Genomic DNA, 21,534 nt, shown 5'->3' on the forward strand with positions numbered 1-21,534 from the left:
ACCTCCCGGCCGAAGGCTGGGGGCGTGCGTGCCCTGGGGGCACCTCCCGGCCGAAGGCTGGGGGAGCGTCGCACCGCAGGCGGGAGTTTGAAGACCGGCCCTAGGGCCGGTCGCCCCCGGGGCTCACCGCACGGGTGGGCGGGGAACCGCCCACCGGGCGCCGCTCTGGAGCAGGACGGCCTGGGTGCGGATGGCGGGGAGCAGCGGGTAGAGCGTGGCACCGGGGCACTCGGTGTTGAAGGCGTCGCGGTGGCCGGAGACGGCCTCGAAGGTCGCGGTGGTGCCCTTGGGGTAGCGGCTGCCGCTGGAGGAGGAGACCAGCTGGGCGCGGCCGCCGGCGTCCTGGCCGGTGAGCCCGAGCTTCCACGCGGCGAGCCGGGCGAGCCCGTCCGGCACGGGTGGCGGCGGGGTGTCGGTGACGAAGGTGCCGAGCGCCGCGACGCCCGCCGAGTCGGTGTTGAAGCCCAGCGTGTGCGCGCCGTGCACCGGGAGCTCGGCGCCGCCGGCCCGGCCCTCGTAGACGGTGCCGCAGCGGTCGACCAGGAAGTTGTAGCCGATGTCCCGCCAGCCGTTGCTCTGCACGTGGTACTGGTAGATCGCCCTGATCACCCGCGGCGCGTCGTCGCAGGCGTACTCGGTGGCGGTGACGGTGTGGTGGACGAAGACCACCCGGACCGGCCCGGTGTAGTCGAAGTCCGGGTCCCGGAGGGACTCGTCGGCGCCCCAGCCGGCCCGGGTGACGATGGCGGGCCGGGGGGCCTGGTGCCCGTCCGGCGGCTCGGCGGGCAGCGTCCGGGGTGAGGCCGGCGCGGCGCCGCGCCCGGGGTCGACCAGTTCGAGCCGCAGGCCGGCCGGCAGTCCGGCGGGGCCCGGGGTGACCTGCACCGCCACACCGTCGCTCGGTCCGGTCCAGAGCGGCGCCGTCGCCCCGCCGCCGGGGGTGTCCGGCCCGTCCTCGCCGTCCGCGTCCAGCAGGTGCCAGCCGCTCCAGACGTGGGTGGCGGCGTCCCTGGTGCGGACCTGGACGGAGCCGCCCGCGAGCGAGCGGGCGGGGTCGTCCCAGCCGACCCCGAGCAGTTCGAACGGTTGGGTGGTGCGTGGCGCCAGGGCGCGGCCGGCGGTCAGCGGCAGCGAGGTGACCGAGCCGCCGCCGGCCGACGTCCGGCGCTGCGGGGCGGGTTCGGTCACGGCGGCGGCGGTGACGGGCTGGAGGAGCAGGACGGCGGTGCAGCCGGCGACTGCGACGGCCGGGAGAGAGATACCCATAAAACGGATGTTCGCCGCAAAACGGCGCGCTCGCCAGGCCGCCCCGCGCAGGGTCGGCCACCCCTCCCGATCGCCCACCCGAAGGCCGTAGGCTGGGGCGCACCATGACTGCGCTTTTCGCTGCCGATGCCCGAACCCCCGTCGAGCTGCTGCACGCATTCCTGCGAGGTGGCACTCCCTCAGTCGACCCCGCGGCTCCGCTGGTCACCTTCTACGACGACGCCACCGGCGAACGGGTGGAACTCTCCGCCCGGACCTTCGACAACTGGGTGGCCAAGACCGCCAACCTGCTCCAGGACGAGCTGAACGCCGGTCCGGGCGACCGTGCCGCCCTCCTGTTGCCCGCCCACTGGCAGAGCGCCGTCTGGCTGCTGGCCTGCTGGTCGGTCGGAGTGACGGCGGTGCCGGGCGGCGACCCGGCCGCCGCCGACCTGGTGGTCAGCGGCCCGGACGGCCTGGAGGCCGCCCAGGCCTGCGAGGGCGAGCGGGTGGCCCTCGCCCTGCGCCCGCTCGGCGGCCGTTTCCCGCAGCGCCCGGACGGCTTCCTCGACTACGCCGCCGAGGTGCCCGGCCAGGGCGACCGCTTCGCGCCGTACTCCCCCGTCACCCCGGACGCGCCCGCGCTGGAGACCGGCATCGACGGCCTGCCGCTGAAGCTGACCGGCGACCAGACCGTCCAGCTGGCCCGGGAGGGCGCGGCCCGGCTCGGCATCACGGCCGGCGACCGGGTGCTCTCCACCCACTCGTACGAGGACTGGGCGGGCCTGGAGGCCGGTCTGCTGGCCCCGCTCGCGGCGGGCGCCTCGGTGGTGCTCTGCCGCAACTCGCAGGGTCTGAGCGCCGAGCAGTGGGAGAAGCGGACCGAGTCCGAACGGGTGACACTGCGCCTCGGGTAACCCCCGGCTCCGGCCGGGCGGGTAGGTATCCCTGCCATGGCCGAGGACGACACCGAGCACCCCCCGACCGAGCACTCCCCGCCCGGGGACGCCCACGCGACCCCGGACTCCCCCGACCCGGACCCGACCGAGCCGCAGGGCCCGGCACCGGACTCCCCGACCAAGCCCCGGCGCAGGCGCCGGCGGTGGCTGATGATCACCGCCGGCGCCCTCGCCTTCCTGCTGGTCGCCTGCGGCGCCCTGCTCTGGATCGCCTACCGCAAGCTGGACGGCAACATCCGGACCGACTCGGCCACCGACCAGCTGCTGGCCCGGCTGGAGGCCGAGCGGCCCAGCCGCACCGCCGGGGCCAAGGGCGCCGAGAACATCCTGCTGATCGGCAGCGACGACCGCACCGGCGCCAACGCCTCGTACGGCGAGGCCGGCGGGCAGCGCTCGGACACCACGATCCTGCTGCACCTGGCGGCCGACCGGAAGCACGCGACCGCGGTCTCCATCCCCCGCGACGTCATGGTCACCGTCCCGATCTGCGAGAAGCCGGACGGCACCCGGAGCAAGCCGCTGCTGGCGCAGTTCAACTCGGCCTTCGAGACCGGTGGTCCGGCCTGCTCGATCCGGGCCGTCGAGCAGCTGAGCGGCATCCGGGTGGACCACTACGTGATCCTCGACTTCAGCGGCTTCAAGGCGATGGTGGACGCCGTGGACGGGGTCGAGGTGTGCGTCCCGCAGGCGATCCACGACAAGGACGCCAAGCTGGACCTGCCGGCCGGGCGGCAGACCCTGCGCGGCGAGCAGGCGCTCGGCTACGTCCGGGCCCGGGAGACCCTCGGCGACGGCAGCGACACCCAGCGGATGGGCCGTCAGCAGCAGTTCCTGGCCGCCCTGATCCGCAAGGTGCAGTCGCAGGGCGTCCTGCTGAACCCGGCCCGGCTCTGGCCGGTGCTCGACGCGGCGACCTCCTCGGTCCGGGCCGACGGCGGCCTCTCCTCGCTGGGCGCGCTCTACGACCTGACCCAGGACCTGCGCGGCATCCCGTCCGCGAACGTGGTGTTCCTGACCGCGCCGCGCCGCCCGTACCGCTTCGACTCGGACCGGGACGAGTTCGTGCAGCCGCAGACCACCCAGCTGTTCACGGCGCTGCGCGACGACCGGTCGATCGTCGTCCGCCCGCCGGGCTCGCCCGACCCCTCCGCGGTGGCGGGCGCCGGCCCGGGGCCGTCGGGCGCCGCCACCGGGGCGGCCGGATCGGACCGGGCCGTCGGCGCGTCACCCAGCGCGACCGCGCCGCCCTCGTTCGAGGGACGCACCGCCGACGTGGATGCCTGCGCGATCCATTGACCGCTGGTCAGGGTCACCCTTTTGTGTACAGATCATGGTCTTCAAAGACTTTCCCGGGAAATTCCCGGAACGCGATGTGCCTGGTGAATTGCGGTTCCCGAACATGGCGGAGATCACATCAGGAACAATTCCCGCACTCGACTCGTCTAGTGTGTCCGGGTCGGCGCGCAGCTCGCGCGCCACCCGCGGACAGGTCGGAGGGAGGGAACCCCGTGCAGCAGGACCGGCAGGAGATCGACCCCGCCGACCCGTGGTTCCCCCCGGCCGGGGGTCCGGCCGGTACGCCCGGGCCGGACGCCGGGCAGGACCGGGCCGCGGGCATTCCGGTCCAGCGCCGCCGGGCGCCCGGAGCCGCCGCCGAGCCCGCGCACCCCGGTGGCCGGGCGGCCCGGCGCCGCCAGGCCGCCGCCGAGCGCCCCCGCCGCCGGGCGCTGAAGTGGACGGCCGGTGTCGGCGCGCTGGTCCTGGTGGCCGGCTGCGGCGGGGCGTACTACGCGTACCAGCACTTCAACAACAACATCACCGCCGTCAAGGTGCAGCTGGGCAGCGAGGCGGAGCGGCCCAAGGCGGCCGGCGACGCGCTCAACATCCTGGTCATCGGCACCGACAGCCGCGAGGGCCTGGGCCGCGAGTACGGCGACGAGGGCAGTACCGGGCACGCGGACACCACGCTGCTGTTCCACGTCGCCAAGGACCGCAGTAACGCGACCGTGATCAGCATTCCGCGCGATCTGATGGTGCCGATCCCCGAGTGCGAGATCAATGGCGGCAAGAAGATCCCCGGCTCGGCACGGACGATGTTCAACGAGAGTCTCGGGCAGGAGGGCCGCGATCCGGGCTGCACCTGGAAGACCGTCGAGAAGATGACGGGAATCCGGGTCGACCACTTCGTGATGGTCAACTTCGACGCCGTGAAGACGCTCTCCACCGCCGTCGGCGGGGTCGAGGTGTGCGCGGCCAAGGACATCAACGACCCGGACTCGCACCTGAGGATGAGCAAGGGCCGGCACGTCGTCCAGGGCGACGAGGCCCTCGCCTTCGTCCGCACCCGGCACGCCGTCGGCCTCGGCGGCGACCTCACCCGGATCCCGCTGCAGCAGCAGTTCATCAGCTCGATGATCCGCTCGATCAAGAGCAGCGACACCCTGACCAGCCCGACCAAGCTGTGGAAGCTCGCCGACGCCGCCACCAAGGCGCTCACCGTGGACGACGGGATCGGCAGCGTCGACAAGCTGAAGGACCTGGCGCTGGACATCAGCAAGGTCGACACCAAGAACATCACCTTCACCACCGTGCCGGTCCTGGACGACCCGAAGGACGAGAACCGGCTGGTGCTCAAGCAGCCCGACGCCGGGCAGGTGTTCTCGCTGGTCGCCGGCGACCGCTCGCTGACCGGGACGGCCGCGCCGGCCGCCCCCGACGCCGCGCAAACGACGGCCGCGCCCTCGCCGACCGCCACCGCCCCGGCGGTGGACGCCAAGGACGTCCGGGTCGCGGTGCGCAACGGCAGCGGGACGCCCGGGCAGGCCCAGCAGGCCGTCGACAAGCTCCGGGCGAAGGGCTTCGCCAAGGCCACGACCGCCCCCAACGCGGCCGCCACGCCCACCAGTTCGGTGTCCTACCCGACCGGGAAGGCCGCCGAGGCGAGCGCGCTGGCCGCCTCCCTCGGGCTGCCGGCCGACGCGGTCAGGGAGGACCCGAAGGCGGGCAGCAGGGACGGACTGGCCGTGGTGCTCGGCAAGGACGTGCTGGCCGCCGCGAGCGCGAGCGCCGCCGCCGCGCCGACCGAGGCGCCCAAGGACCTCCAGCGCGTCCAGGCGGACGACACCGACGTCTGCGCGAAGTGAGCCTCAGAGCGGGGCGAGCAGGCCGTCCGTCTCGCGGTAGCGCTCACCGGTGCGCGGGCAGCGCCAGCGGCCCCCGCCGTCCGGCTCCAGCGGCTCGCCGGCCCGGCCGACCCACTTGATCCGGCGGGCCGGGACACCGACCACCAGGGCGAAGTCCGGGACGTCCCGGTGCACCACGGCGCCGGCCGCGACCAGCGCCCAGCGGCCGACCGTCACCCCGGCGACCAGCACGGCGCGGCCGCCGATCGAGCAGCCCTCCCGGAGGGTCACCCCGCGGGCGTGCCAGTCGTCGCCGCGCTTGAGCCGGCCGTCGACGTCGACGGAGCGCGGGTAGAGGTCGTTGGTGAGCACGGCCGCCGGGCCGATGAACACCCCGTCCTCGACCACCGCGGGCTCGTACACCAGGGCGTGGTTCTGCAGTTTGACGCGGTCCCCGATCCGCACGCCCGGACCGACGTAGGCGCCGCGCCCGACGATGCAGTCGGCGCCGATCACCGCGTCCTCGCGCACCTGGGCGAGGTGCCAGACGGTCGTCCCGGCGCCGAGCACCGCCCGCCCGTCCACGTCCGCGCTCGGCTCGATCCGGGCACCGACGACGGACCCGCCCTCAACTGTCCCCATGGCGCCCGACGATAGCGTCGGGGCGGGGGCGGTGAGGGCGGGTCGGGGGGATTGGCCGGATCGGGTCAGCGGGCCTCGGTGACCACGTCGGCGGCCGAGGGTGCCCGGCTGCCGATCACCCGGCGGGCCAGCGAGCGCGGCGAGGTGAGGAAGCCGAAGCCCCAGCTGAGGTGCATGGTGGCGAAGGCCACCGGCAGCATCGCCCTGGCCTTCGCCGAGAGGCCGCGACCCTCGACCAGCGCGCCGCCGAGGATGCCGAGCAGGTAGGCGCCGGGCACCGCGAGGAAGGCCGGGTGGACGGCCGCGCCGAGCACCAGACCGAGCGTCACGCCCAGGAAGGCGGCCGGCGGGGCGAGGTAGCGGAGGTTGACCGAGCCCTTGTGGTAGCGGGTGACGACCCGGCGCCAGCGGCCGTAGTCCTTGTACTGCTTGGCCAGCGCCCGCACGTTGGGCCGGGGCCGGTAGGTGACGCGCAGCTGCGGGGTGAACCAGACCAGCCCGCCGTCCTGCCGGATGCGGTAGTTGAGCTCCCAGTCCTGGGCGCGGACGAACTCCTCGTTGTAGCCGCCGAGCCGCTCCAGCACCTCGCGCCGGAACACCCCGAGGTAGACGGTGTCCGCCGGGCCGGCCAGGCCGCCGGTGTGGAAGGCCGCGTTGCCGACGCCGATCTTGGAGGTCATCGCGGCGGCGACCGCGTTCTCCCACTCGGTCTCGCCCTCGGCGTGCATGATGCCGCCGACGTTGGCGGCCTCCATCTCGCCGAGCAGCCGGACGGCCGTGGTGATGTAGCCGGGGGTCAGCAGGCCGTGGCCGTCGACGCGGACCACTATCGGATGGCTGGAGCCGCGGATCGCGGCGTTCAGCCCGGCGGGGGTGCGACCGGTGGGGTTCTCCACCGTCCTGACCCGCGCGTCCTCGGCGGTCAGCTCGGCGGCGATCTGCGCGGTCCGGTCGGAGGACGGACCGATGGCGATCACCACCTCCATCGGCCCGGCGTAGTCCTGTTCCAGGATGTGCCGGACGGCGGTGCGCAGGTGTCGTTCCTCGTTGAGCACCGGCATGATCACGGAGACCGCCGGCAGCTCCTCAGCAGCCTTGGTGTTCATCGGGGCCAACCGTACCGGTGCGGGCGGGTCTCCGTCTTGTCCCGGTCTGGGCAACTCCACGCACCCCGCGCTGAAGGAACGTTTCGCCGATCGGGCCCACCGTACTCCCCGCCCCCGGCGCGCCCTCACCCACCCCGGAGCGGGCCGCCCCTACCATCCGAGAGATGCCCGTCTCCCCCCTCCCCGCCCCGCCCGGGCGGCGCCGTGCCTGGCCCCGCCGACTGGCCGCCGGCATCGCCTTCGGCGTCCTCGCCACCTCCTGCGGCGGCTGGGCGGTCCTGCACGGCCTCGGCTCGATCGACCGGGTGGACGCCTTCAGCAGCGACGCGGCCCGGCCCGACGACGACGGCTCCACCACCTTCCTGGTGGTCGGCACCGACGAGCGGGACGGCATCCCGGAGAAGACCCTCAAGGACCTGCTGCACGCCGGGGGCGAGTCCTGCCACTGCACCGACACCATGATGATCGTCCAGGTCGCCGGGGACGGCTCCCGGGCCAGCGTGATCAGCATCCCGCGTGACTCGTACGTGGACATCCCCGCCCATCGGGACCAGGTCACCCGCAAGGAGGTCCCGGCCGGCAAGGGCAAGGTCAACGCCGCGTTCGGGATGGGCGGGCCGCAGCTCACCGTCGCCACCGTGGAGCAGAACACCGGGCTGCGGATCGACCACTACCTGCAGGTGAACTTCGCCGGGTTCGTCTCCGCCGTGGACGCCGTCGGCGGGGTGCGGGTCTGCACGGCCAAGCCGCTCAAGGACGAGTACTCCGGCCTCGACCTGCCGGCCGGCACCAGCACCCTGGACGGCGCCGGCGCGCTCAAGTACGTCCGCGCCCGGCACGTGGACGGCAGCTCCGACCTGGGCCGGATGCACCGGCAGCAGAAGTTCGTCGCCCAGCTGCTGCACCAGGTGGCCGACAGCGGGACCCTGCTCAACCCCGTCCGGCTGGCCAGGCTCACCGACAGCCTGCTCGGCTCGGTGAAGGCGGACAAGGACCTCACCGCGGACGATCTGATCACCCTGGCGACCAGACTGCGCGAACTCTCGGCGGGCCGGGCGGACTTCGCGACCGTGCCGCTGGCCAAGGTGGACCACCAGGTGGCCGGGTGGGGCTCGACCGTGCTCTGGGACCAGGCGGGGGCCAAGGCCCTGTTCGACGCGGTACGGGCGGGGCGGCCGCTGGGCGGGGCGACCGGGCCGACCGGGGCGACGGGCGCGGCACCCGGCGGCGAACCGGCCGCCGAGGCCGGCCCGGGCGGGGGCGCGTCCGCCTCCCCCGCCGCACCGGCTGCCGCGGCGCCCGCCGGGACGCCCGCGGCCGCGGCCGCCGTCCCGCCCGAGCAGGTGCACGTCCAGGTGTTCAACGCGGCCGGGGTCGTCGGGCTCGGCGCCCGGGTCGACGGCGACCTGCGGCGGGCGGGCTTCGCCACCACCGGCGCGCCGTCCAACGCCCCGATGGGAACGCCGGCCGGCCGGACGGTGATCCGCTACGACCCGCGCTGGGCCGAGTCGGCCCGGACGCTGGCCGCCGCGCTGCCGGGCGCCGAGTCGGCCGCCGTCCCCGGGCTGGGGCCCACCCTCCAGGTGTACGCGGGCGGGGACCACCCGGCCGCCCAGGTCCCGGGCCCGGCCGCGGCCTCCGCCCCGCCGCTGCCCCCGCCCCCGGCACCCGCCGCCCCGACGGCGCCCGCCGCGGTGGCCCCCTCGGCCCCGGTGGCGGCCGACAAGGCGTCGGACATCATCTGCCCGTAGGCCCCGCCCGGTCCGGACGGGAACGGCACAGGGGCCGGGGCGCTGTCGCGCACCCGGCCCCTGCCGTCCCCCGGTCCCCCGATCCGGGGGTCAGTCCGTCGCGATCGCCGCGAGGACGTTCATCCGACCGGCCCGGAAGGCCGGGACGAGCGCCGCGACCAGGCCGATGACCACCGAGGCGATCAGCGTGATGACGATCGTGCCGGTCGGGACGGCCAGCGTGGCCAGGCCCTGGTCCTTGAGGACCTGCTGACCGGTGATGCCCCAGGCCAGCCCGAGGCCGGTGCCGAGGATCGCGCCGAACAGGGCGATCACCACGGACTCCAGCCGGATCATCCGGCGCAGCTGGCGGCGGGAGAGCCCGATCGCCCGCAGCAGGCCGATCTCGCGGGTCCGCTCCACCACCGAGAGCGCCAGGGTGTTGACGACGCCGAGCACCGCGACCACGATCGCGAGGCCGAGCATGCCGTAGATGATGTAGAGCAGGGAGTTGACCTGCTCCTGGACGAGGTCCTTGTAGCCGGCCTGGTCCCGCACGGTGATCTGCGGGTACTCCTTGAAGGAGGCCTCCAGCGCGGTGAGCGTGCCGGCGACGTCCGAGCCGGCCTTGGCCTTGCCGAAGACGACCGCGTCATTGCCCTGCTCGGCGGGCGGGACGGCCTTGCCGAGGGTGTCCAGGCCGATGAAGTAGTTGCCGTCGAAGAGCGAGTTGCCCTTGGTCATGATCACACCGACCGGCAGGGACTGGGTGCGGCCCTTGCCGTAGTCGACGCCGATCCGATCGCCGATCTTGAGGCCGTGGTCGGCGGCGAAGGCCTCCCCGACCACGATCGCGCCCTGGCCGAGCGCATCCGCGCTGCCGGACTTGACCGGCAGCCGGAAATCGGTGGTGAAGGTCGGCGAGACCGCCGAGACGCCCTCCGTGGTCGCCTTGCCGTCCGGGGTGGTGAGGACGGCCGGCATGAACTGCTGGCGGGTGATGTGCTCGATGCCCGGCGTGTTCTCGGCCGCCTTCACCATCTCGGCGGTGAGACCGGTGCGGCCACCGGAGATGATGTAGTCCGCGCCGACCGACTTGTCGATCTGGTCGTTGGTGGACTTGATCACCGACGAGGTGAAGACCGAGGCCCCGATCACCAGCGCCAGCCCGATCATCAGGGCGCCGGCCGTGGCGCCGGTGCGACGCGGGTTGCGCATCGCGTTGCGCTGGGCGAGCCGGCCCGACGGGCCGAACACGGCCGGCAGCAGCGCGCCGAGCACCCGGACCACGCTGGTGGCCAGCAGCGGGCCGAGGACGACGAAGCCGATCAGGGTGAGCAGCACCCCCAGGCCCAGGTACTGCCCGCCGGTGGACGCCGTGTCGGCCCGGGCGGCCAGGGCCAGCAGGCCGCCGCCGCCGGCGGTCAGCACCAGGCCGATCACCGTCCGCACGACGTTGGAGCGGCCCTCGGCGGGGGTGCCGTGGTCGCGCAGGGCCGCCATCGGTGCGATCCGGGCGGCCCTGCGGGCCGGGAACCAGGCCGCGACCAGCGTCACCACGATGCCCAGGCCGTAGCCGGCGATCGGCACGTCCGCGGTGATCTGGAGGTCGGAGGCGCTGAGGTTCATGCCGACGGCCTTCATCAGCTGGATCAGGCCGGCCGCCAGGCCCAGGCCCGCGCCCAGCCCGACGGTCGAGCCGAGCACGGCGAGGATCAACGCCTCGATCAGCACCGAGCGGTTCACCTGCTTGCGGCTGCCGCCGAGGGCGCGCAGCAGCCCGATCTCCCGGGTGCGCTGGGCGACCAGCATGGAGAAGGTGTTGATGATCAGGAAGCCGCCGACCAGCGCGGAGATCAGGGCGAAGCCGAGCATGGCGTTCTTCATGAAGCCGAGGAAGGAGCCGACGTCCTTGTTGTTCTCCTCCTTCTGCTGCGCCGCGGTCTTCACCTGGTAGCCGCCGCCCAGTGCGCCGAGCGCGTCCGCCTTCAGCTGCTCGTCGGAGCGGCTGCCGTCGCCGAAGGCCTCGACGGAGGTGTAGGCGGTGGTTCCGAGCAGCACCCGCTGGGCGGTGGGGGTGTCCATGAAGGCGAGTGCCGCGCCCGGGTTGGTGGTCTTGAAGGTCGCGATACCGGCGACGGTGAAGTCGTACTTGCCGCTGTTGGCGATCACCCGCAGCTTGCCGCCCAGGCCGAGACCGGCCTTCTTGGCGGTGTCCGCGTCGAGCACCACCTGGTCGGCGCCCTGCGGCGGGTTCCCCGAGGTGATCTCCACCGAATTGCGCGGGGTGTCCGTCCAGTTGCCGGTCAGGGTGGGCGCGCCGCTGGTCGGGCCGATCGCCTTGTTGGTGACCGGGTCGACCAGGATCGCGTCCTGCGTGAACACCTGGCCGACCGCGGTCTTCACGCCCGGCACGGCGGCGATCCTCTGCACGGTGTCGACCGGGACGGTCGTCACCTTGCCCCGGGGCGCGTCGTCGTCGCCCTCGACGCCGGTCTTGGCGGGCTGGACGGAGATGTCGGAGGCGGTGGAGGCGAAGAGGCGGTCGAAGGTGCTGGTGGCGGTGTTGGAGAACACCAGCGTGCCGGATACGAACGCGACCGAGAGGACGATCGCGAGCAGCGAGAGCACCATCCGCCCCTTGTGGGCGAAGAAGCTTCTCAGTGAGGTCTTGAGCAGCATGTCCCTGTCCCCGCTCAGCTGGTGCGCTTGCCGTCGAAACGGCGCATGCGTTCGAGGACGGAGTCGGCGGTGGGGGCGTGCATCTCGTCGACGATCACGCCGTCGGCGAGGAACAGCACGCGGTCCGCGTAGCCGGCGGCGACCGGGTCGTGGGTGACCATGACGATGGTCTGGCCCAGCTCGTCCACCGAGCGGCGCAGGAAGGTCAGCACCTCGGCGCCGGCCCGGGAGTCGAGGTTCCCGGTGGGCTCGTCACCGAAGATGATCTCGGGGCGGGCGGCCAGCGCCCGGGCCACCGCGACGCGCTGCTGCTGGCCGCCGGAGAGCTGCGTCGGCCGGTGCTTGAGGCGGCCCGCCAGACCGACGGTCTCGACGACCTGGTCCAGCCAGGCGGTGTCCGGCTTGCGGCCCGCGATGTCCATCGGGAGCGTGATGTTCTCCAGCGCGTTCAGCGTCGGGAGGAGGTTGAACGCCTGGAAGATGAAGCCGATCTTGTCCCGGCGCAGCCTGGTGAGCTGCTTGTCCTTCAGGCCGGTGATCTCGGTGTCACCGATCCAGATCCGCCCGTCGGTGACGGTGTCCAGGCCGGCCAGGCAGTGCATCAGGGTCGACTTGCCGGAACCCGAGGGGCCCATGATCGCGGTGAAACGGCCCCGCTGGATGTCGACGTCCACCGCGTCCAGCGCGGTGACCCTGGTCTCGCCCGTGCCGTAGGCCTTGGTCACCTGACGCGCCGAGGCGGCCACGGCGGCGGCGCCGCCGGGAAGCTGGGGGTTGTACACGGCTGCTGCTGCCGTCGTCACTGGATTCTCCTCAGAAGTGGGCCCACCCGTTGACCCCAGCCTCGTCGTCCCCACCTGGCCTGCGACATGGCGCAGGAGACAGTTCTCGACCGGGAGTCAGCCCCACCCACCGGGTACGGCCAGGACCCGGGTTCACCGGAACCTCGGTCCTGATCCGCACGAGCGGGGATGTGATCCACGTTAGGAGCGGCGAGCGAACCGCTCGTCATCCGCCGGTATGAAGCGGCCCAACCGTAGTTGTACGGGGCGCGGCGCCCCTCCCCCTAGGGGTCGCCGCCACCCACCTCGGGGTCGGCCCGTACGGGACCCCTCCCGACGGGACGTCAGCCGGTGAGGGCCGGCGTCGCGAGCCGCTCCAGCGCCGTGGCGAAGGCCTCGACCACGGGCGTCAGCAGCACGTCCGTCTCGCGCTCGACCACGGTCGCGCCGTCCTCCCGGACGGTGATGTGGCGGTCGAGCACGAACCAGCCCTGGGTGATGTGGCCGGCGCCCATCGAGCTGAGCACCGGGCGCAGCGCGTAGTCGACCGCGAGCACGTGCGCGGTGGAGCCGCCGGTGGCCAGCGGCAGGACGGCCTTGCCGGTCAGCGCGTACTGCGGCAGCACGTCCAGCAGGGTCTTCAACAGGCCCGAGTAGGCCGCCTTGTAGACCGGCGTGCCGATCACGACGCCGTCCGCCCGGGCGAACAGCTCCAGCGCGGCGACTATCTCGGGGTGGGAGAAGTCCGCCGAGAGCAGCGCGTGCGCGGGCAGGCTGCGCACCTCGAACGGGACGACGTGGTGACCGCGGGCTTCGAGCTGCGCGTCGACGTGGCGCAGCAGGCGGGTGGTGCGGGAGGTCGCGGACGGGGAGCCGGAAACGGACAGAACGGTGGCCATGGGTTCACCTCGGGGCAGGAAGCGGGGACGGCGCTACGGCAGCGGAGGGCACGCCGCGCGGGCAGCGGCGGGGAACGCTGGGAAGGGGTGTGCGGAGAGGAGAGGGTTCGACGGGCGCGCGTCAGCCACGACAGAGCGAACAGGACACACGCTGAAGGTCGACGTGCCGCCGACGCGTGAGGGTCCATCGCTGATCCATGGCAGTCATGCAAACACGCAGTGTTCGAACCGGTCAAGGATCGTTCCGGCTGGTGAACACAGGGCGAGACGGATGGTGAGACGGGTGACGGGCGGGCGGGGCGGGGCGCGGTGCCCGCGGCGGCGCCGTCCGCGACCGCTTCGCGACCCTCCGTGTGCCGTCCGCGAGCCCGCGCGAGAACTTGCGGCGGAACGATCCGGCACGTGCATCAAAACTGCTACAAGGGCCCCGGCGGGGGCCCCGGGGGGAGTCACCGCACCCGGCGTCGGGCATCCTCTCCCACATGAACACGTGGCAGGAGGGCCGCCCGGGCGGCGGTGGCAACGGCGGCGGCGCATACGGGCGCGGCGGTGGCGGCGCGGCGGCCGAGCCGCCGCTGCCGGCTTCGCTGAACCCCCGCGGCCCGGGGGCCCCGGCGCCGCGACAGCCGCAGGAGTACGGCCAGGCGCAGCCGCCGGCCGGGGACCGGGCCCAGCCGCCCGGGTACGGCCCGGCCCAGGGCTACGGGCAGCAGCAGCCGCAGCCGTACGGGCAGCCCCAGCCGTACGGACGGCCGGACGCCCGGCCCGGCGTGCCCGCGCAGGGCCCGGGGGCACCCGGTGGCCCCGGCAGACCCGACGGGCCGATAGGCCCGGGCGACGCCCGGCCGCCCGCCGCCGCCCGCCCCTCGCGCTGGCCCCGGCGCCGGATCGTCAAGTGGTCGGTGTTCGGCCTCCTGATCGTCATGATGGTCACCGCCGTCTCCACCTGGTTCTGGGCCGACTCCAAGCTGAACCACGAGAACGTGCTCGCCGACTACCCCGGCCGCCCCGCCGCCGGAAAGGGCACCAACTGGCTGATCGTCGGCTCCGACAGCCGCAACGGCCTGTCCGACTCCCAGGAGGAGGACCTGCACACCGGCCACGCGGGCGGCAAGCGCAGCGACTCGATGATGATCCTGCACGTCGGGGACGGCGGGAACACCCTGATGAGCATCCCCCGCGACTCCTGGGTGCCGATCCCCGAGCACACCGGCGAGAACGGGAAGACGGTCAAGGCGACCACCTCGAAGATCAACTCGGCCTTCGCGTCGGGCGGCGGCAAGCTGCTCGCGCAGACCGTCGAGCTCAACACCGGCCTGCGCATCGACCACTACGCCGAGATCGGCTTCGCCGGCTTCGTCGGCATCGTCGACTCGGTCGGCGGCGTGGACATGTGCATCGACCAGGACGTCAAGGACAAGGACTCCGGCCTCGACCTCAAGGCCGGCTGCCAGACCCTGACCGGCACCCAGGCCCTCGCCTTCGTCCGCCAGCGCCACCAGATGGCCGACCAGGACCTCGGCCGGATGCGCAACCAGCAGAAGTTCCTCGGCGCCCTGGCCAAGCAGGCCGCCTCCCCCGCCACGGTGCTGAACCCGTTCACCTTCTACCCGCTGGTGGACTCCGGCCTGGGCACCCTGATCGTGGACGAGGACGCCGGCCTGACCGACCTCGGCTCGCTGTTCCTCGCCATGAAGGACGTCAACGGCGGCGACGGCAAGAGCATCACCGTCCCGATCGCCGACCCGGACTTCCGGACCAGCACCGGCGAATCGGCGGTCAAGTGGGACGCTGCCAAGGCCAAGCGGGTCTTCGAGGCCTTCAAGAACGACACCGCCGTACCGGAGATCAAGTGACACCCCCGCCGTTGCGTGACGCCGCGTAACGCGGCCGACACAATGGGTGGATGTCTCTCGTCACCGCGCTGATCTACCGCCGCCGTCACCGCCTCCTGGGCCGCCTGGTCCAGGAGGCGCTCGCCGTCTACGGGATGGAGGTGCCCGCGGCGGCCGAGATCGGGCCGGGGCTGACGGTGTTCCACCGCGGCTTCGGCACCGTGCTGCACCCGTACACGACGCTCGGCGCGGACGTGACGCTCTACAACGGCGTGACGATCGGGCGGGCCGACCCGTGGGTGCCGCAGGAGCGCAGCGCCATGCGGCGGGTGGTGGTCGAGGACGGCGCGGTGCTCTGCGCGGGCGCCAAGGTGGTCTGCAAGGAGGGCGTGCTGACCGTCGGCGCGGGCACCGTCGTGGGCGCCAACGCCGTCCTCACCCGGTCCACCGGGCCCGGTGAGGTCTGGGCCGGCGTCCCGGCCCGCAAGGTGGGGCTGCGCGAGGGCTGCTGGGTGCCGGCCGCCGCCCCGCTGCCCTGAGACCGGCACCGCTCAGACGGCCGGGACCGGGGGCAGGCGGTCGAGGGTGATGCCGAAGAGCTCGCGGTAGGCGGCCAGGGCGTCGGCCTCGTCGAGGAGGTCCTCGGTGCGCGCGCCGTCGGGGCCGGTGCGGATCAGCCGGGCGCCGCCGAGGGTGATCCGGCCGCCGTCCGCGGTGAGCCGCGAGCAGGTCGACGAGTGGGTGAAGTGCGAGTCGGGCGAGGTGGTCTGCCACCAGCAGGTCGGCACGAAGTCGGCCAGCCGGTAGGGGCGCAGGCCGAGCCGGTACTGCGGCCGGCCGTCCATCAGCACGTCGAGTTCGTCGCCGCCGTGCGGGACCAGGGTGAACTCGCCGCCGGGGTCGGGCTGCGGGCCGCGCGCGTCCAGCCGCAGCGGGAGGTGGCTGAACCGGCCGAAGCCGACGTCGGCCAGCCACGGCTCGTCCAGGTCCACCCGCAGGGCGAGGTGGTCGAACGGCGGGCCGGTCCGGTCGCCGTCGAAGACCCGGGCGCCGAACAGCTCCACCCGGTGGCCGAGCGCGCGCAGCAGCTCGGCGAAGAGGCCGTTGAGTTCGTAGCAGAAGCCGCCGCGGCGGCGGGTGACGAGCTTCTCGAACAGCGCACCGGTGTCGAGGAGGACGGGCTCCCCGAGCCCGATGCTCAGGTTCTCGAACGGCACGGCGCCCAGGTGCGCGCGGTGCAGCTCGGCCAGGGCCGCCGGGGAGGGCCGGTCGGGGCGGGGCACGCCGATCCGGGCCAGGTAGGCGTCCACCTGGGTGTCGGTGAGGCCGTCGACGGCCGGGTGTTGATCCACGCCGCTCATTCCAGCGCTCCGGCGGGCGTCGGGCCATCGGTCCCTGGACGTAGGGCGCAGGGCTCGCGACCGGCCGGGCGACGCGCGGACAGGGGCCGGGACGCAGGAAGTCGGCCGGGCCGACTTCCTGCTCCTCGTCCCATCAGGGGCTCGGACTTCAGGCCACGATGCCCGAGTCGGCGATGGTGATCTTCGCCGAGGTGCGGCCGCTCTGCGAGCCGTAGGACTCGATCTTCGTCACGAGGTCGAGGTTCTCGACGACCTCGCCGAAGACGACGTGCTTGCCGTCCAGCCAGTCGGTCACGATGGTGGTGATGAAGAACTGCGAGCCGTTGGTGTTCCGGCCCGCGTTGGCCATCGAGAGCTGGCCCGGCTTGGTGTGCTTGAGCGTGAAGTTCTCGTCCGCGAACTTCTCGCCGTAGATGCTCTTGCCGCCGGTGCCGTCACCGCGGGTGAAGTCGCCACCCTGCAGCATGAAGCCCGGGATGACGCGGTGGAAGGACGACCCCTTGAAGCCGAAGCCGTGCTCGCCCGTGGCCAGCTCACGGAAGTTCTTGGCCGTCTTCGGAACGATGTCGTCGAACAGCTTGAAGACGATACGGCCGGCCGGCTCGTCGTTGATGGTGATGTCGAAGTAAACGTTGGAACCCATGGAGGGATCATGGCATGCCGCCCCTCCGCACGCGCGACGGCCCCGCGTTCGGTCACGGCGTGCGACAACCCGTGTGCGCCGTGCTCGGATCCGCGCGGGGCACGGTGTTCCGGGCCCGGCGGACGCGGCCGGGCCGGGCGCGGGGCCGCCCTCAGCCGGGCCTGCGGGCCAGCAGGTAGGCCTGCGGGGTCTTCTCCTCCCCCTCCGGTTCGCGGACCAGGCGGGTGGTGACCTCCAGGCCGGCCCCGGCCGCCAGCCCGGCGATCCGGTCCGGCTGCCCGCGCCGGAAGTCCAGCGCCACCGGGTGCCCGAAGGGCCGCTCCACCCTGGACGGCCGGTCGCCGACCTGGAAGGCCAGCAGCAGGTGCCCACCGGGGGCCAGCACCCGGTGGAACTCGGCGAAGACCTCCGGCAGCCGCTCCTGCGGGGTGTGGATGATCGAGTACCAGGCCACGGCGCCGGCCAGCCCGCCGTCGGCCAGCGGGAGTTCGAGCAGCGAGCCCACCGTGAAGCGCAGGCCCGGATACGTCTGGCGGGCCAGCTCGACCATCCGCGGCGAGAGGTCGATGCCGGAGACGTCCAGACCGAGACCGTGCAGGAACGCCGCCACCCCGCCGGGCCCGGAGCCGAGTTCGGCGACCGGGCCGTCGGCCGGGAAGGACGCCCGCACCAGCTCGGCGAAGGCCGTCAGCATCGCGCGGTCCAGCGGCCTGGCGGCCAGCACGTCGCGGAAGTGGTCGGCGTAGTCCTCGGCGACGGCGTCGTAGAACGCCCGGGCGGTGGTCAGGAAGTCCGGCTCGGCCATGGTCCCGCAGCGTACCCGCGGCCGGGCCGGCCGCGGGGCCTCTCCCCGAACCCGCCCCGCGGGCAGGGCCTACCATCGCATCGAATCAACCGACAAGGGGGGAACGGGACATGAGCGCACCGACCGGCACCGGGCGGATCGGCGTCTATCTGGCGCACCCGCGGCCGGGCAGCTTCAACCACGCGCTGTTCGGGGCCGTCGTGGACGAACTGCGCGGACGCGGCTGCGAGGTGCTCGCGCACGACCTCTGCGCGGAGGGGTTCCCGCCCGCGCTGACCGCCGAGGAGACCGGCACGGTCGACGCCGCGGGCGGCACGGACGATCCCGTCCTGGCGCGGCACCGGGCGGAGGTGGCCACGCTGGACGCGCTCGTGCTGATCCACCCCAACTGGTGGGGCATGCCGCCGGCCGTCCTGACCGGGTGGGTGCAGCGGGTGCTGGTGCCCGGCGTGGCCTACAAGCTCGGTACGGCGGACGGCGAGCCGGCCGGGCTGCTCCGCGCGGGGCGGGCGCTGGTGCTGAACACCTCCGACACCCCGGAGGAGCGCGAGCGGGGCGAGTTCGGCGATCCGCTGGAGCGGATCTGGGCCGCCTGCGTGCTGCCGTACGTCGGCGTGACGGACGTACGGCGGACCGTCTTCCGTACCGTGACGGACTCGGCCGACGCCGTCCGCGCGCAGTGGCTGCGCCAGGCGCGGCAGGAGGCGGCGGCGCTGATCGGCTGAGGCGGGGCGGAGGTTCGGCACGGACGGGAGTGGACGGCGGTCGTCGCTGCGACCGACCGCGGCGCCGCGCCGGGTGGCGGCCCGGCCGTCCGTGCTAGAACCGGCGGCGGCAGCGGGCGGGAACGGCCGCCCGCACCACCGTGCGATCCCCCGTCACCGACCACCTCCCGGGAGACCCATGTCCGCCGCACGCACCGCCCGCACCGGCCCCGTCCGCCTGCTCCTGGCCGCCCTCGCCGCGGTGGCGCTGCTGCTCTCCGGCGCCGCCACCGCGACCACCGCCGGCGCCGCGACCACCACCGCCACCGCCCTCGCCGGGCTGGACGGCGCCTGGGCCTGCAACGTCCCCGCCGGGTACGTCTACGACCAGGTGTCCATGAACCGGACCTGCAGCTCCGGCAGCTGGAACGCACCGCAGTTCCACCTGCGGACCCCCGTCGACGGACTGACGGCGTGTACCAGCGCGACCGGCTTCGTCTACGACGCCATCACCTGGGGCAGCGCCTGCAGCCAGCAGCCCGGCGTGAGCACCAACGCCTACCACCTGCGGACGCCGGTCGACGGCCTCACCGCCTGCCTGAGCGCCCCCGCGTTCACCTACGACCGCATCACCTACACGAGCGCGTGCAGCCTGCAGCCCGGCGTCCAGGCCACGACCTACCACCTCCGCAAGCCGGTCAACGGCCTCTGGGCCTGCTCCGTGCCCTCCGGCTTCACGTACAGCGCGACCACCCAGAACACGGACTGCAGCTACACGCCGGGCGTCCCGTCCACCAAGTACCTCCTGCTCGGCTGAGACCCCGCACGGCGCGGGAGCAGGAAGTCGGCCGGGCCGACTTCCTGCTCCTCCCGTTCCCCCCGGGGTCAGTCCTGCGGCAGTTCGAGCTCCGCCACCTCCTGGGCGCCGCTGAGCTCGCCGGTGGGGCGGAACCCGAGCCGGGCGTAGAAGCCGGCCGGGCCGTCGTCGCCCGGCACGTACGTGACCGTCGCCCGGCGCCCGCCACGGCGGCGGATCTCGGCGCAGACCTGCTCGACCGCGAAGCGCCCGTAGCCGCCGCCCTGGGCGTCGGCGGCGATGTTGAGGCGCCAGAGGCCCGAGCGCGGCAGGTCACCCGGCCGGTCCGGGTAGAAGGTGATGTCGAAGAACGCCATCACGAAGCCGACCAGCCGGTCACCGTCGAAGACCAGCCGGGGCCAGGCCCGCTCGCCGTGGACGTACGCCTCGGCCAGTGACTTGACCACCGGGGAGACCAGGTGGTCCTGGTCCGGCCGGACCTTCAGCGCGAGTGCGGCGTCGACGGTGTCGGGGGTGACCGGTGCCAGCCTCAGGGCCGGTGATGACGTAGCCATGCCGCCGACCCTAACCACCGACGACCGGGCCGGTCGCGCGCTTTTCCCCGCGCGGAGCGGGGCGCCGGCGGGGAGCGGGGAGCGTGGCACCAACGCCGGGCGAGGGCCGGCTCCGGGCCTCACGGCGCCGGGGTGAAGACCAGCGTCGCGTTGTGGCCGCCGAAGCCGAAGGAGTTGGTGAGCGCGGCGGTCAGCGCGCCCCGGCGCGGGGCACCGGTGACCACGTCCAGCTTCACGGCCGGGTCCAGGGTGTCGAGGTTCCGGGTGGCCGGGACGACGCCGTCGCGCAGGGCGAGGACGGCGGCCAGGGCACCGATCGCGCCGGCCGCGCCGAAGAGGTGGCCGGTCATCGACTTGGTCGCGGTGACGACCGGGTGGAGCCCGATCGCCTCGGCCACCGACTCGGCCTCGACCAGATCGCCCAGCGGGGTCGAGGTGGCGTGGGCGTGGACGTGGGAGATGTCGCCCGGGGCCAGGCCCGCCTCGGCCACCGCCCGGCGCATCGCCCGGACCTGGCCCTCGGCCGCGGCCGCCGTGATGTGGTACGCGTCCGAGGTGACCGCCGCCCCGGCGAGCGTGGCGTGCGCCCGGGCCGCCCGGGCCGCGGCGAAGGCGGCCCGCTCCAGGACCACCACCACCGAGCCCTCCCCGATCACGAAGCCGTCCCGGCCGACGTCGAACGGACGGGAGGCCAGCTCGGGCTCGTCGTTGCGGGTGGAGTGGGCCCTGGCCTGGGCGAACCCGGCCAGCGGAAGCGGGCAGATGCAGGCCTCGGCGCCGCCCGCGACCACCACGTCCGCCCGGCCGAGCCGGATGAGGTCCAGGCCCATCGCGATCGCCTCCGCGCCGGACGCGCAGGCGCTCACCGGGGTGTGCGCGCCGGCCCGCGCGCCCAGCTCGATGCTGACCCAGGCCGCCGGGCCGTTCGCCATCAGCATCGGCACGGTGTGCGGGGAGACCTTCCGCACGCCGGAGGTCTCCAGCACGTCGTCCTGCCCGAGCATGGTGAGCGCGCCGCCGGTACCGGTGCCGATCACCACGGCCAGCCGCTCCGGATCCACCCCGGGCCTGCCCGCGTCGTCCCAGGCCTGCCGGGCGGCGACCAGCGCGACCTGCTCGCAGCGGTCCATCCGCCGGGCCTGCACCCGGTCCAGCACCTCGGAGGGCTCGACCGCCAGCCGCCCGGCGATCCGCACCGGCAGGCCGGCCGCCCACTCCTCCTCGATCGCCCGGATGCCGGACCGCCCGGCCAGCATCCCGGCCCAGGTCGTGGCGACGTCCCCGCCGAGCGGCGTCGTCGCACCGAGTCCGGTGACCACCACGCGGTCGTTGTCCCTGCTCATCGATCGAACCCCCTGCTTGTTGTGGAGATTGTGAGAGAGACACAACTCCCCGCACCGATCAGTACGGGGAGCCGTGGACTCATCTGCCACCTTGTCAGGGCATTGATGATCATTCAGATGCGCAACGCAACCGATTCGACCACGAGGTCTTTGTGGGGTTCTCCCAACAGGTCAGGTGACCGCCGGCCCGCCCGGCGGAGCACCTGGGCACCCGCTACGGCAGGTTGCGGGCCATCACGATGCGCTGGACCTGGTTGGTGCCCTCGTAGATCTGCGTGATCTTCGCGTCCCGCATCATCCGCTCC

The 21,534-nt window shown here is 73.7% G+C and carries 21 protein-coding genes; 8 read left to right on the plus strand and 13 right to left on the minus strand.

Translation table 11 applies throughout. The features are described 5' to 3' along the window. Window positions 1-123 precede the first annotated feature (123 nt). Window positions 124-1,266 carry an N-acetylmuramoyl-L-alanine amidase gene (locus tag ACWDRR_RS42210; protein WP_449777636.1) on the minus strand — a complete coding sequence of 381 codons (1,143 nt, stop codon included), beginning with the start codon at window positions 1,264-1,266 and terminating at the stop codon, window positions 124-126. Window positions 1,267-1,370: 104 nt separating this feature from the next. Here ACWDRR_RS42210 and ACWDRR_RS42215 point away from each other — a divergent pair, with 104 nt between their 5' ends. The 3 genes from ACWDRR_RS42215 to ACWDRR_RS42225 all read left to right on the plus strand — a co-directional run bounded on the left by ACWDRR_RS42215 (window position 1,371) and on the right by ACWDRR_RS42225 (window position 5,347). After that, complete coding sequence (locus tag ACWDRR_RS42215) at window positions 1,371-2,162, plus strand: TIGR03089 family protein (protein WP_449777637.1); 792 nt, start codon at window positions 1,371-1,373, stop codon at window positions 2,160-2,162. Window positions 2,163-2,198: 36 nt separating this feature from the next. Beyond that, entirely contained in the window at window positions 2,199-3,500 is a 1,302-nt protein-coding gene (locus tag ACWDRR_RS42220) for an LCP family glycopolymer transferase (protein ID WP_449777638.1), read from the plus strand. 212 nt (window positions 3,501-3,712) lie between these two features. Then, window positions 3,713-5,347 carry an LCP family protein gene (locus ACWDRR_RS42225; protein WP_449777639.1) on the plus strand — a complete coding sequence of 545 codons (1,635 nt, stop codon included), beginning with the start codon at window positions 3,713-3,715 and terminating at the stop codon, window positions 5,345-5,347. Between the two features lie 3 nt (window positions 5,348-5,350). Here ACWDRR_RS42225 and ACWDRR_RS42230 read toward each other — a convergent pair whose 3' ends face one another. Further along, window positions 5,351-5,968, minus strand: coding sequence for an acyltransferase (locus tag ACWDRR_RS42230; RefSeq protein WP_449777640.1), 618 nt, complete (start codon window positions 5,966-5,968; stop codon window positions 5,351-5,353). A 65-nt stretch (window positions 5,969-6,033) separates the two neighbouring features. After that, complete coding sequence (locus ACWDRR_RS42235; protein WP_449777641.1) at window positions 6,034-7,074, minus strand: glycosyltransferase family 2 protein; 1,041 nt, start codon at window positions 7,072-7,074, stop codon at window positions 6,034-6,036. 164 nt (window positions 7,075-7,238) lie between these two features. Between ACWDRR_RS42235 and ACWDRR_RS42240 the strand changes: the two genes are divergently transcribed. Continuing rightward, window positions 7,239-8,825 carry an LCP family protein gene (locus ACWDRR_RS42240; protein WP_449777642.1) on the plus strand — a complete coding sequence of 529 codons (1,587 nt, stop codon included), beginning with the start codon at window positions 7,239-7,241 and terminating at the stop codon, window positions 8,823-8,825. A 90-nt stretch (window positions 8,826-8,915) separates the two neighbouring features. On the opposite strand, the gene ACWDRR_RS42245 is transcribed toward ACWDRR_RS42240, so the two are convergent. The 4 genes from ACWDRR_RS42245 to ACWDRR_RS42260 all read right to left on the minus strand — a co-directional run bounded on the left by ACWDRR_RS42245 (window position 8,916) and on the right by ACWDRR_RS42260 (window position 13,375). Next, window positions 8,916-11,486 (minus strand): ABC transporter permease, encoded by a 2,571-nt coding sequence (locus ACWDRR_RS42245; RefSeq protein WP_449777643.1) that lies wholly within the window; start codon window positions 11,484-11,486, stop codon window positions 8,916-8,918. Between the two features lie 14 nt (window positions 11,487-11,500). Further along, window positions 11,501-12,289, minus strand: coding sequence for an ABC transporter ATP-binding protein (locus tag ACWDRR_RS42250; protein WP_449777644.1), 789 nt, complete (start codon window positions 12,287-12,289; stop codon window positions 11,501-11,503). A gap of 323 nt (window positions 12,290-12,612) precedes the next feature. Continuing rightward, window positions 12,613-13,167, minus strand: a complete 555-nt coding sequence (gene ssuE, locus ACWDRR_RS42255) for an NADPH-dependent FMN reductase (RefSeq protein WP_449777645.1) — start codon at window positions 13,165-13,167, stop codon at window positions 12,613-12,615. A 121-nt stretch (window positions 13,168-13,288) separates the two neighbouring features. Next, the gene (locus ACWDRR_RS42260) at window positions 13,289-13,375 is read right to left on the minus strand and encodes a putative leader peptide (protein WP_352297720.1); all 87 of its coding nucleotides are present in this window, start codon (window positions 13,373-13,375) and stop codon (window positions 13,289-13,291) included. Between the two features lie 274 nt (window positions 13,376-13,649). Here ACWDRR_RS42260 and ACWDRR_RS42265 point away from each other — a divergent pair, with 274 nt between their 5' ends. Then, window positions 13,650-15,023, plus strand: a complete 1,374-nt coding sequence (locus tag ACWDRR_RS42265) for an LCP family glycopolymer transferase (RefSeq protein WP_449777646.1) — start codon at window positions 13,650-13,652, stop codon at window positions 15,021-15,023. A gap of 50 nt (window positions 15,024-15,073) precedes the next feature. Next, complete coding sequence (locus ACWDRR_RS42270; RefSeq protein WP_449777647.1) at window positions 15,074-15,541, plus strand: hypothetical protein; 468 nt, start codon at window positions 15,074-15,076, stop codon at window positions 15,539-15,541. 12 nt (window positions 15,542-15,553) lie between these two features. Here the strand turns inward: ACWDRR_RS42270 and ACWDRR_RS42275 are convergent, their stop codons facing one another. The 3 genes from ACWDRR_RS42275 to ACWDRR_RS42285 all read right to left on the minus strand — a co-directional run bounded on the left by ACWDRR_RS42275 (window position 15,554) and on the right by ACWDRR_RS42285 (window position 17,811). Continuing rightward, window positions 15,554-16,363, minus strand: a complete 810-nt coding sequence (locus ACWDRR_RS42275; protein WP_449777648.1) for an arylamine N-acetyltransferase family protein — start codon at window positions 16,361-16,363, stop codon at window positions 15,554-15,556. A 148-nt stretch (window positions 16,364-16,511) separates the two neighbouring features. Next, complete coding sequence (locus ACWDRR_RS42280; protein WP_329487941.1) at window positions 16,512-17,006, minus strand: peptidylprolyl isomerase; 495 nt, start codon at window positions 17,004-17,006, stop codon at window positions 16,512-16,514. Window positions 17,007-17,157: 151 nt separating this feature from the next. Then, complete coding sequence (locus ACWDRR_RS42285) at window positions 17,158-17,811, minus strand: class I SAM-dependent DNA methyltransferase (RefSeq protein ID WP_449777649.1); 654 nt, start codon at window positions 17,809-17,811, stop codon at window positions 17,158-17,160. Between the two features lie 110 nt (window positions 17,812-17,921). Here ACWDRR_RS42285 and ACWDRR_RS42290 point away from each other — a divergent pair, with 110 nt between their 5' ends. Both ACWDRR_RS42290 and ACWDRR_RS42295 read left to right on the plus strand, forming a co-directional pair. Then, the gene (locus tag ACWDRR_RS42290) at window positions 17,922-18,536 is read left to right on the plus strand and encodes an NAD(P)H-dependent oxidoreductase (protein ID WP_449777650.1); all 615 of its coding nucleotides are present in this window, start codon (window positions 17,922-17,924) and stop codon (window positions 18,534-18,536) included. 178 nt (window positions 18,537-18,714) lie between these two features. Beyond that, on the plus strand, window positions 18,715-19,332 hold the full coding sequence (locus ACWDRR_RS42295; RefSeq protein WP_449777651.1) for a hypothetical protein: 618 nt from the start codon (window positions 18,715-18,717) through the stop codon (window positions 19,330-19,332). A gap of 68 nt (window positions 19,333-19,400) precedes the next feature. On the opposite strand, the gene ACWDRR_RS42300 is transcribed toward ACWDRR_RS42295, so the two are convergent. The 3 genes from ACWDRR_RS42300 to ACWDRR_RS42310 form a co-directional block, all read right to left on the minus strand. Continuing rightward, complete coding sequence (locus ACWDRR_RS42300; RefSeq protein WP_449777652.1) at window positions 19,401-19,886, minus strand: GNAT family N-acetyltransferase; 486 nt, start codon at window positions 19,884-19,886, stop codon at window positions 19,401-19,403. A gap of 119 nt (window positions 19,887-20,005) precedes the next feature. Continuing rightward, complete coding sequence (locus tag ACWDRR_RS42305) at window positions 20,006-21,229, minus strand: beta-ketoacyl-[acyl-carrier-protein] synthase family protein (protein WP_449777653.1); 1,224 nt, start codon at window positions 21,227-21,229, stop codon at window positions 20,006-20,008. Window positions 21,230-21,443: 214 nt separating this feature from the next. Next, window positions 21,444-21,534: acyl-CoA dehydrogenase family protein (locus ACWDRR_RS42310; protein ID WP_144385854.1), on the minus strand; the 91-nt coding region annotated here is incomplete at its 5' end.

The sequence above is a fragment of the Kitasatospora sp. NPDC003701 genome (assembly GCF_053587085.1).

What these genes read in the sequence shown, in the direction of transcription:
- ACWDRR_RS42210 (WP_449777636.1), bottom strand. Translation starts at nt 1,266, where the DNA reads ATGGGTATCTCTCTCCCGGCCGTCGCAGTCGCCGGCTGCACCGCCGTC.
- ACWDRR_RS42215 (WP_449777637.1), top strand. Translation starts at nt 1,371, where the DNA reads ATGACTGCGCTTTTCGCTGCCGATGCCCGAACCCCCGTCGAGCTGCTG.
- ACWDRR_RS42220 (WP_449777638.1), top strand. Translation starts at nt 2,199, where the DNA reads ATGGCCGAGGACGACACCGAGCACCCCCCGACCGAGCACTCCCCGCCC.
- ACWDRR_RS42230 (WP_449777640.1), bottom strand. Translation starts at nt 5,968, where the DNA reads ATGGGGACAGTTGAGGGCGGGTCCGTCGTCGGTGCCCGGATCGAGCCG.
- ACWDRR_RS42235 (WP_449777641.1), bottom strand. Translation starts at nt 7,074, where the DNA reads ATGAACACCAAGGCTGCTGAGGAGCTGCCGGCGGTCTCCGTGATCATG.
- ACWDRR_RS42240 (WP_449777642.1), top strand. Translation starts at nt 7,239, where the DNA reads ATGCCCGTCTCCCCCCTCCCCGCCCCGCCCGGGCGGCGCCGTGCCTGG.
- ACWDRR_RS42245 (WP_449777643.1), bottom strand. Translation starts at nt 11,486, where the DNA reads ATGCTGCTCAAGACCTCACTGAGAAGCTTCTTCGCCCACAAGGGGCGG.
- ssuE (WP_449777645.1), bottom strand. Translation starts at nt 13,167, where the DNA reads ATGGCCACCGTTCTGTCCGTTTCCGGCTCCCCGTCCGCGACCTCCCGC.
- ACWDRR_RS42260 (WP_352297720.1), bottom strand. Translation starts at nt 13,375, where the DNA reads ATGACTGCCATGGATCAGCGATGGACCCTCACGCGTCGGCGGCACGTC.
- ACWDRR_RS42265 (WP_449777646.1), top strand. Translation starts at nt 13,650, where the DNA reads ATGAACACGTGGCAGGAGGGCCGCCCGGGCGGCGGTGGCAACGGCGGC.
- ACWDRR_RS42270 (WP_449777647.1), top strand. Translation starts at nt 15,074, where the DNA reads ATGTCTCTCGTCACCGCGCTGATCTACCGCCGCCGTCACCGCCTCCTG.
- ACWDRR_RS42275 (WP_449777648.1), bottom strand. Translation starts at nt 16,363, where the DNA reads ATGAGCGGCGTGGATCAACACCCGGCCGTCGACGGCCTCACCGACACC.
- ACWDRR_RS42280 (WP_329487941.1), bottom strand. Translation starts at nt 17,006, where the DNA reads ATGGGTTCCAACGTTTACTTCGACATCACCATCAACGACGAGCCGGCC.
- ACWDRR_RS42285 (WP_449777649.1), bottom strand. Translation starts at nt 17,811, where the DNA reads ATGGCCGAGCCGGACTTCCTGACCACCGCCCGGGCGTTCTACGACGCC.
- ACWDRR_RS42290 (WP_449777650.1), top strand. Translation starts at nt 17,922, where the DNA reads ATGAGCGCACCGACCGGCACCGGGCGGATCGGCGTCTATCTGGCGCAC.
- ACWDRR_RS42295 (WP_449777651.1), top strand. Translation starts at nt 18,715, where the DNA reads ATGTCCGCCGCACGCACCGCCCGCACCGGCCCCGTCCGCCTGCTCCTG.
- ACWDRR_RS42300 (WP_449777652.1), bottom strand. Translation starts at nt 19,886, where the DNA reads ATGGCTACGTCATCACCGGCCCTGAGGCTGGCACCGGTCACCCCCGAC.
- ACWDRR_RS42305 (WP_449777653.1), bottom strand. Translation starts at nt 21,229, where the DNA reads ATGAGCAGGGACAACGACCGCGTGGTGGTCACCGGACTCGGTGCGACG.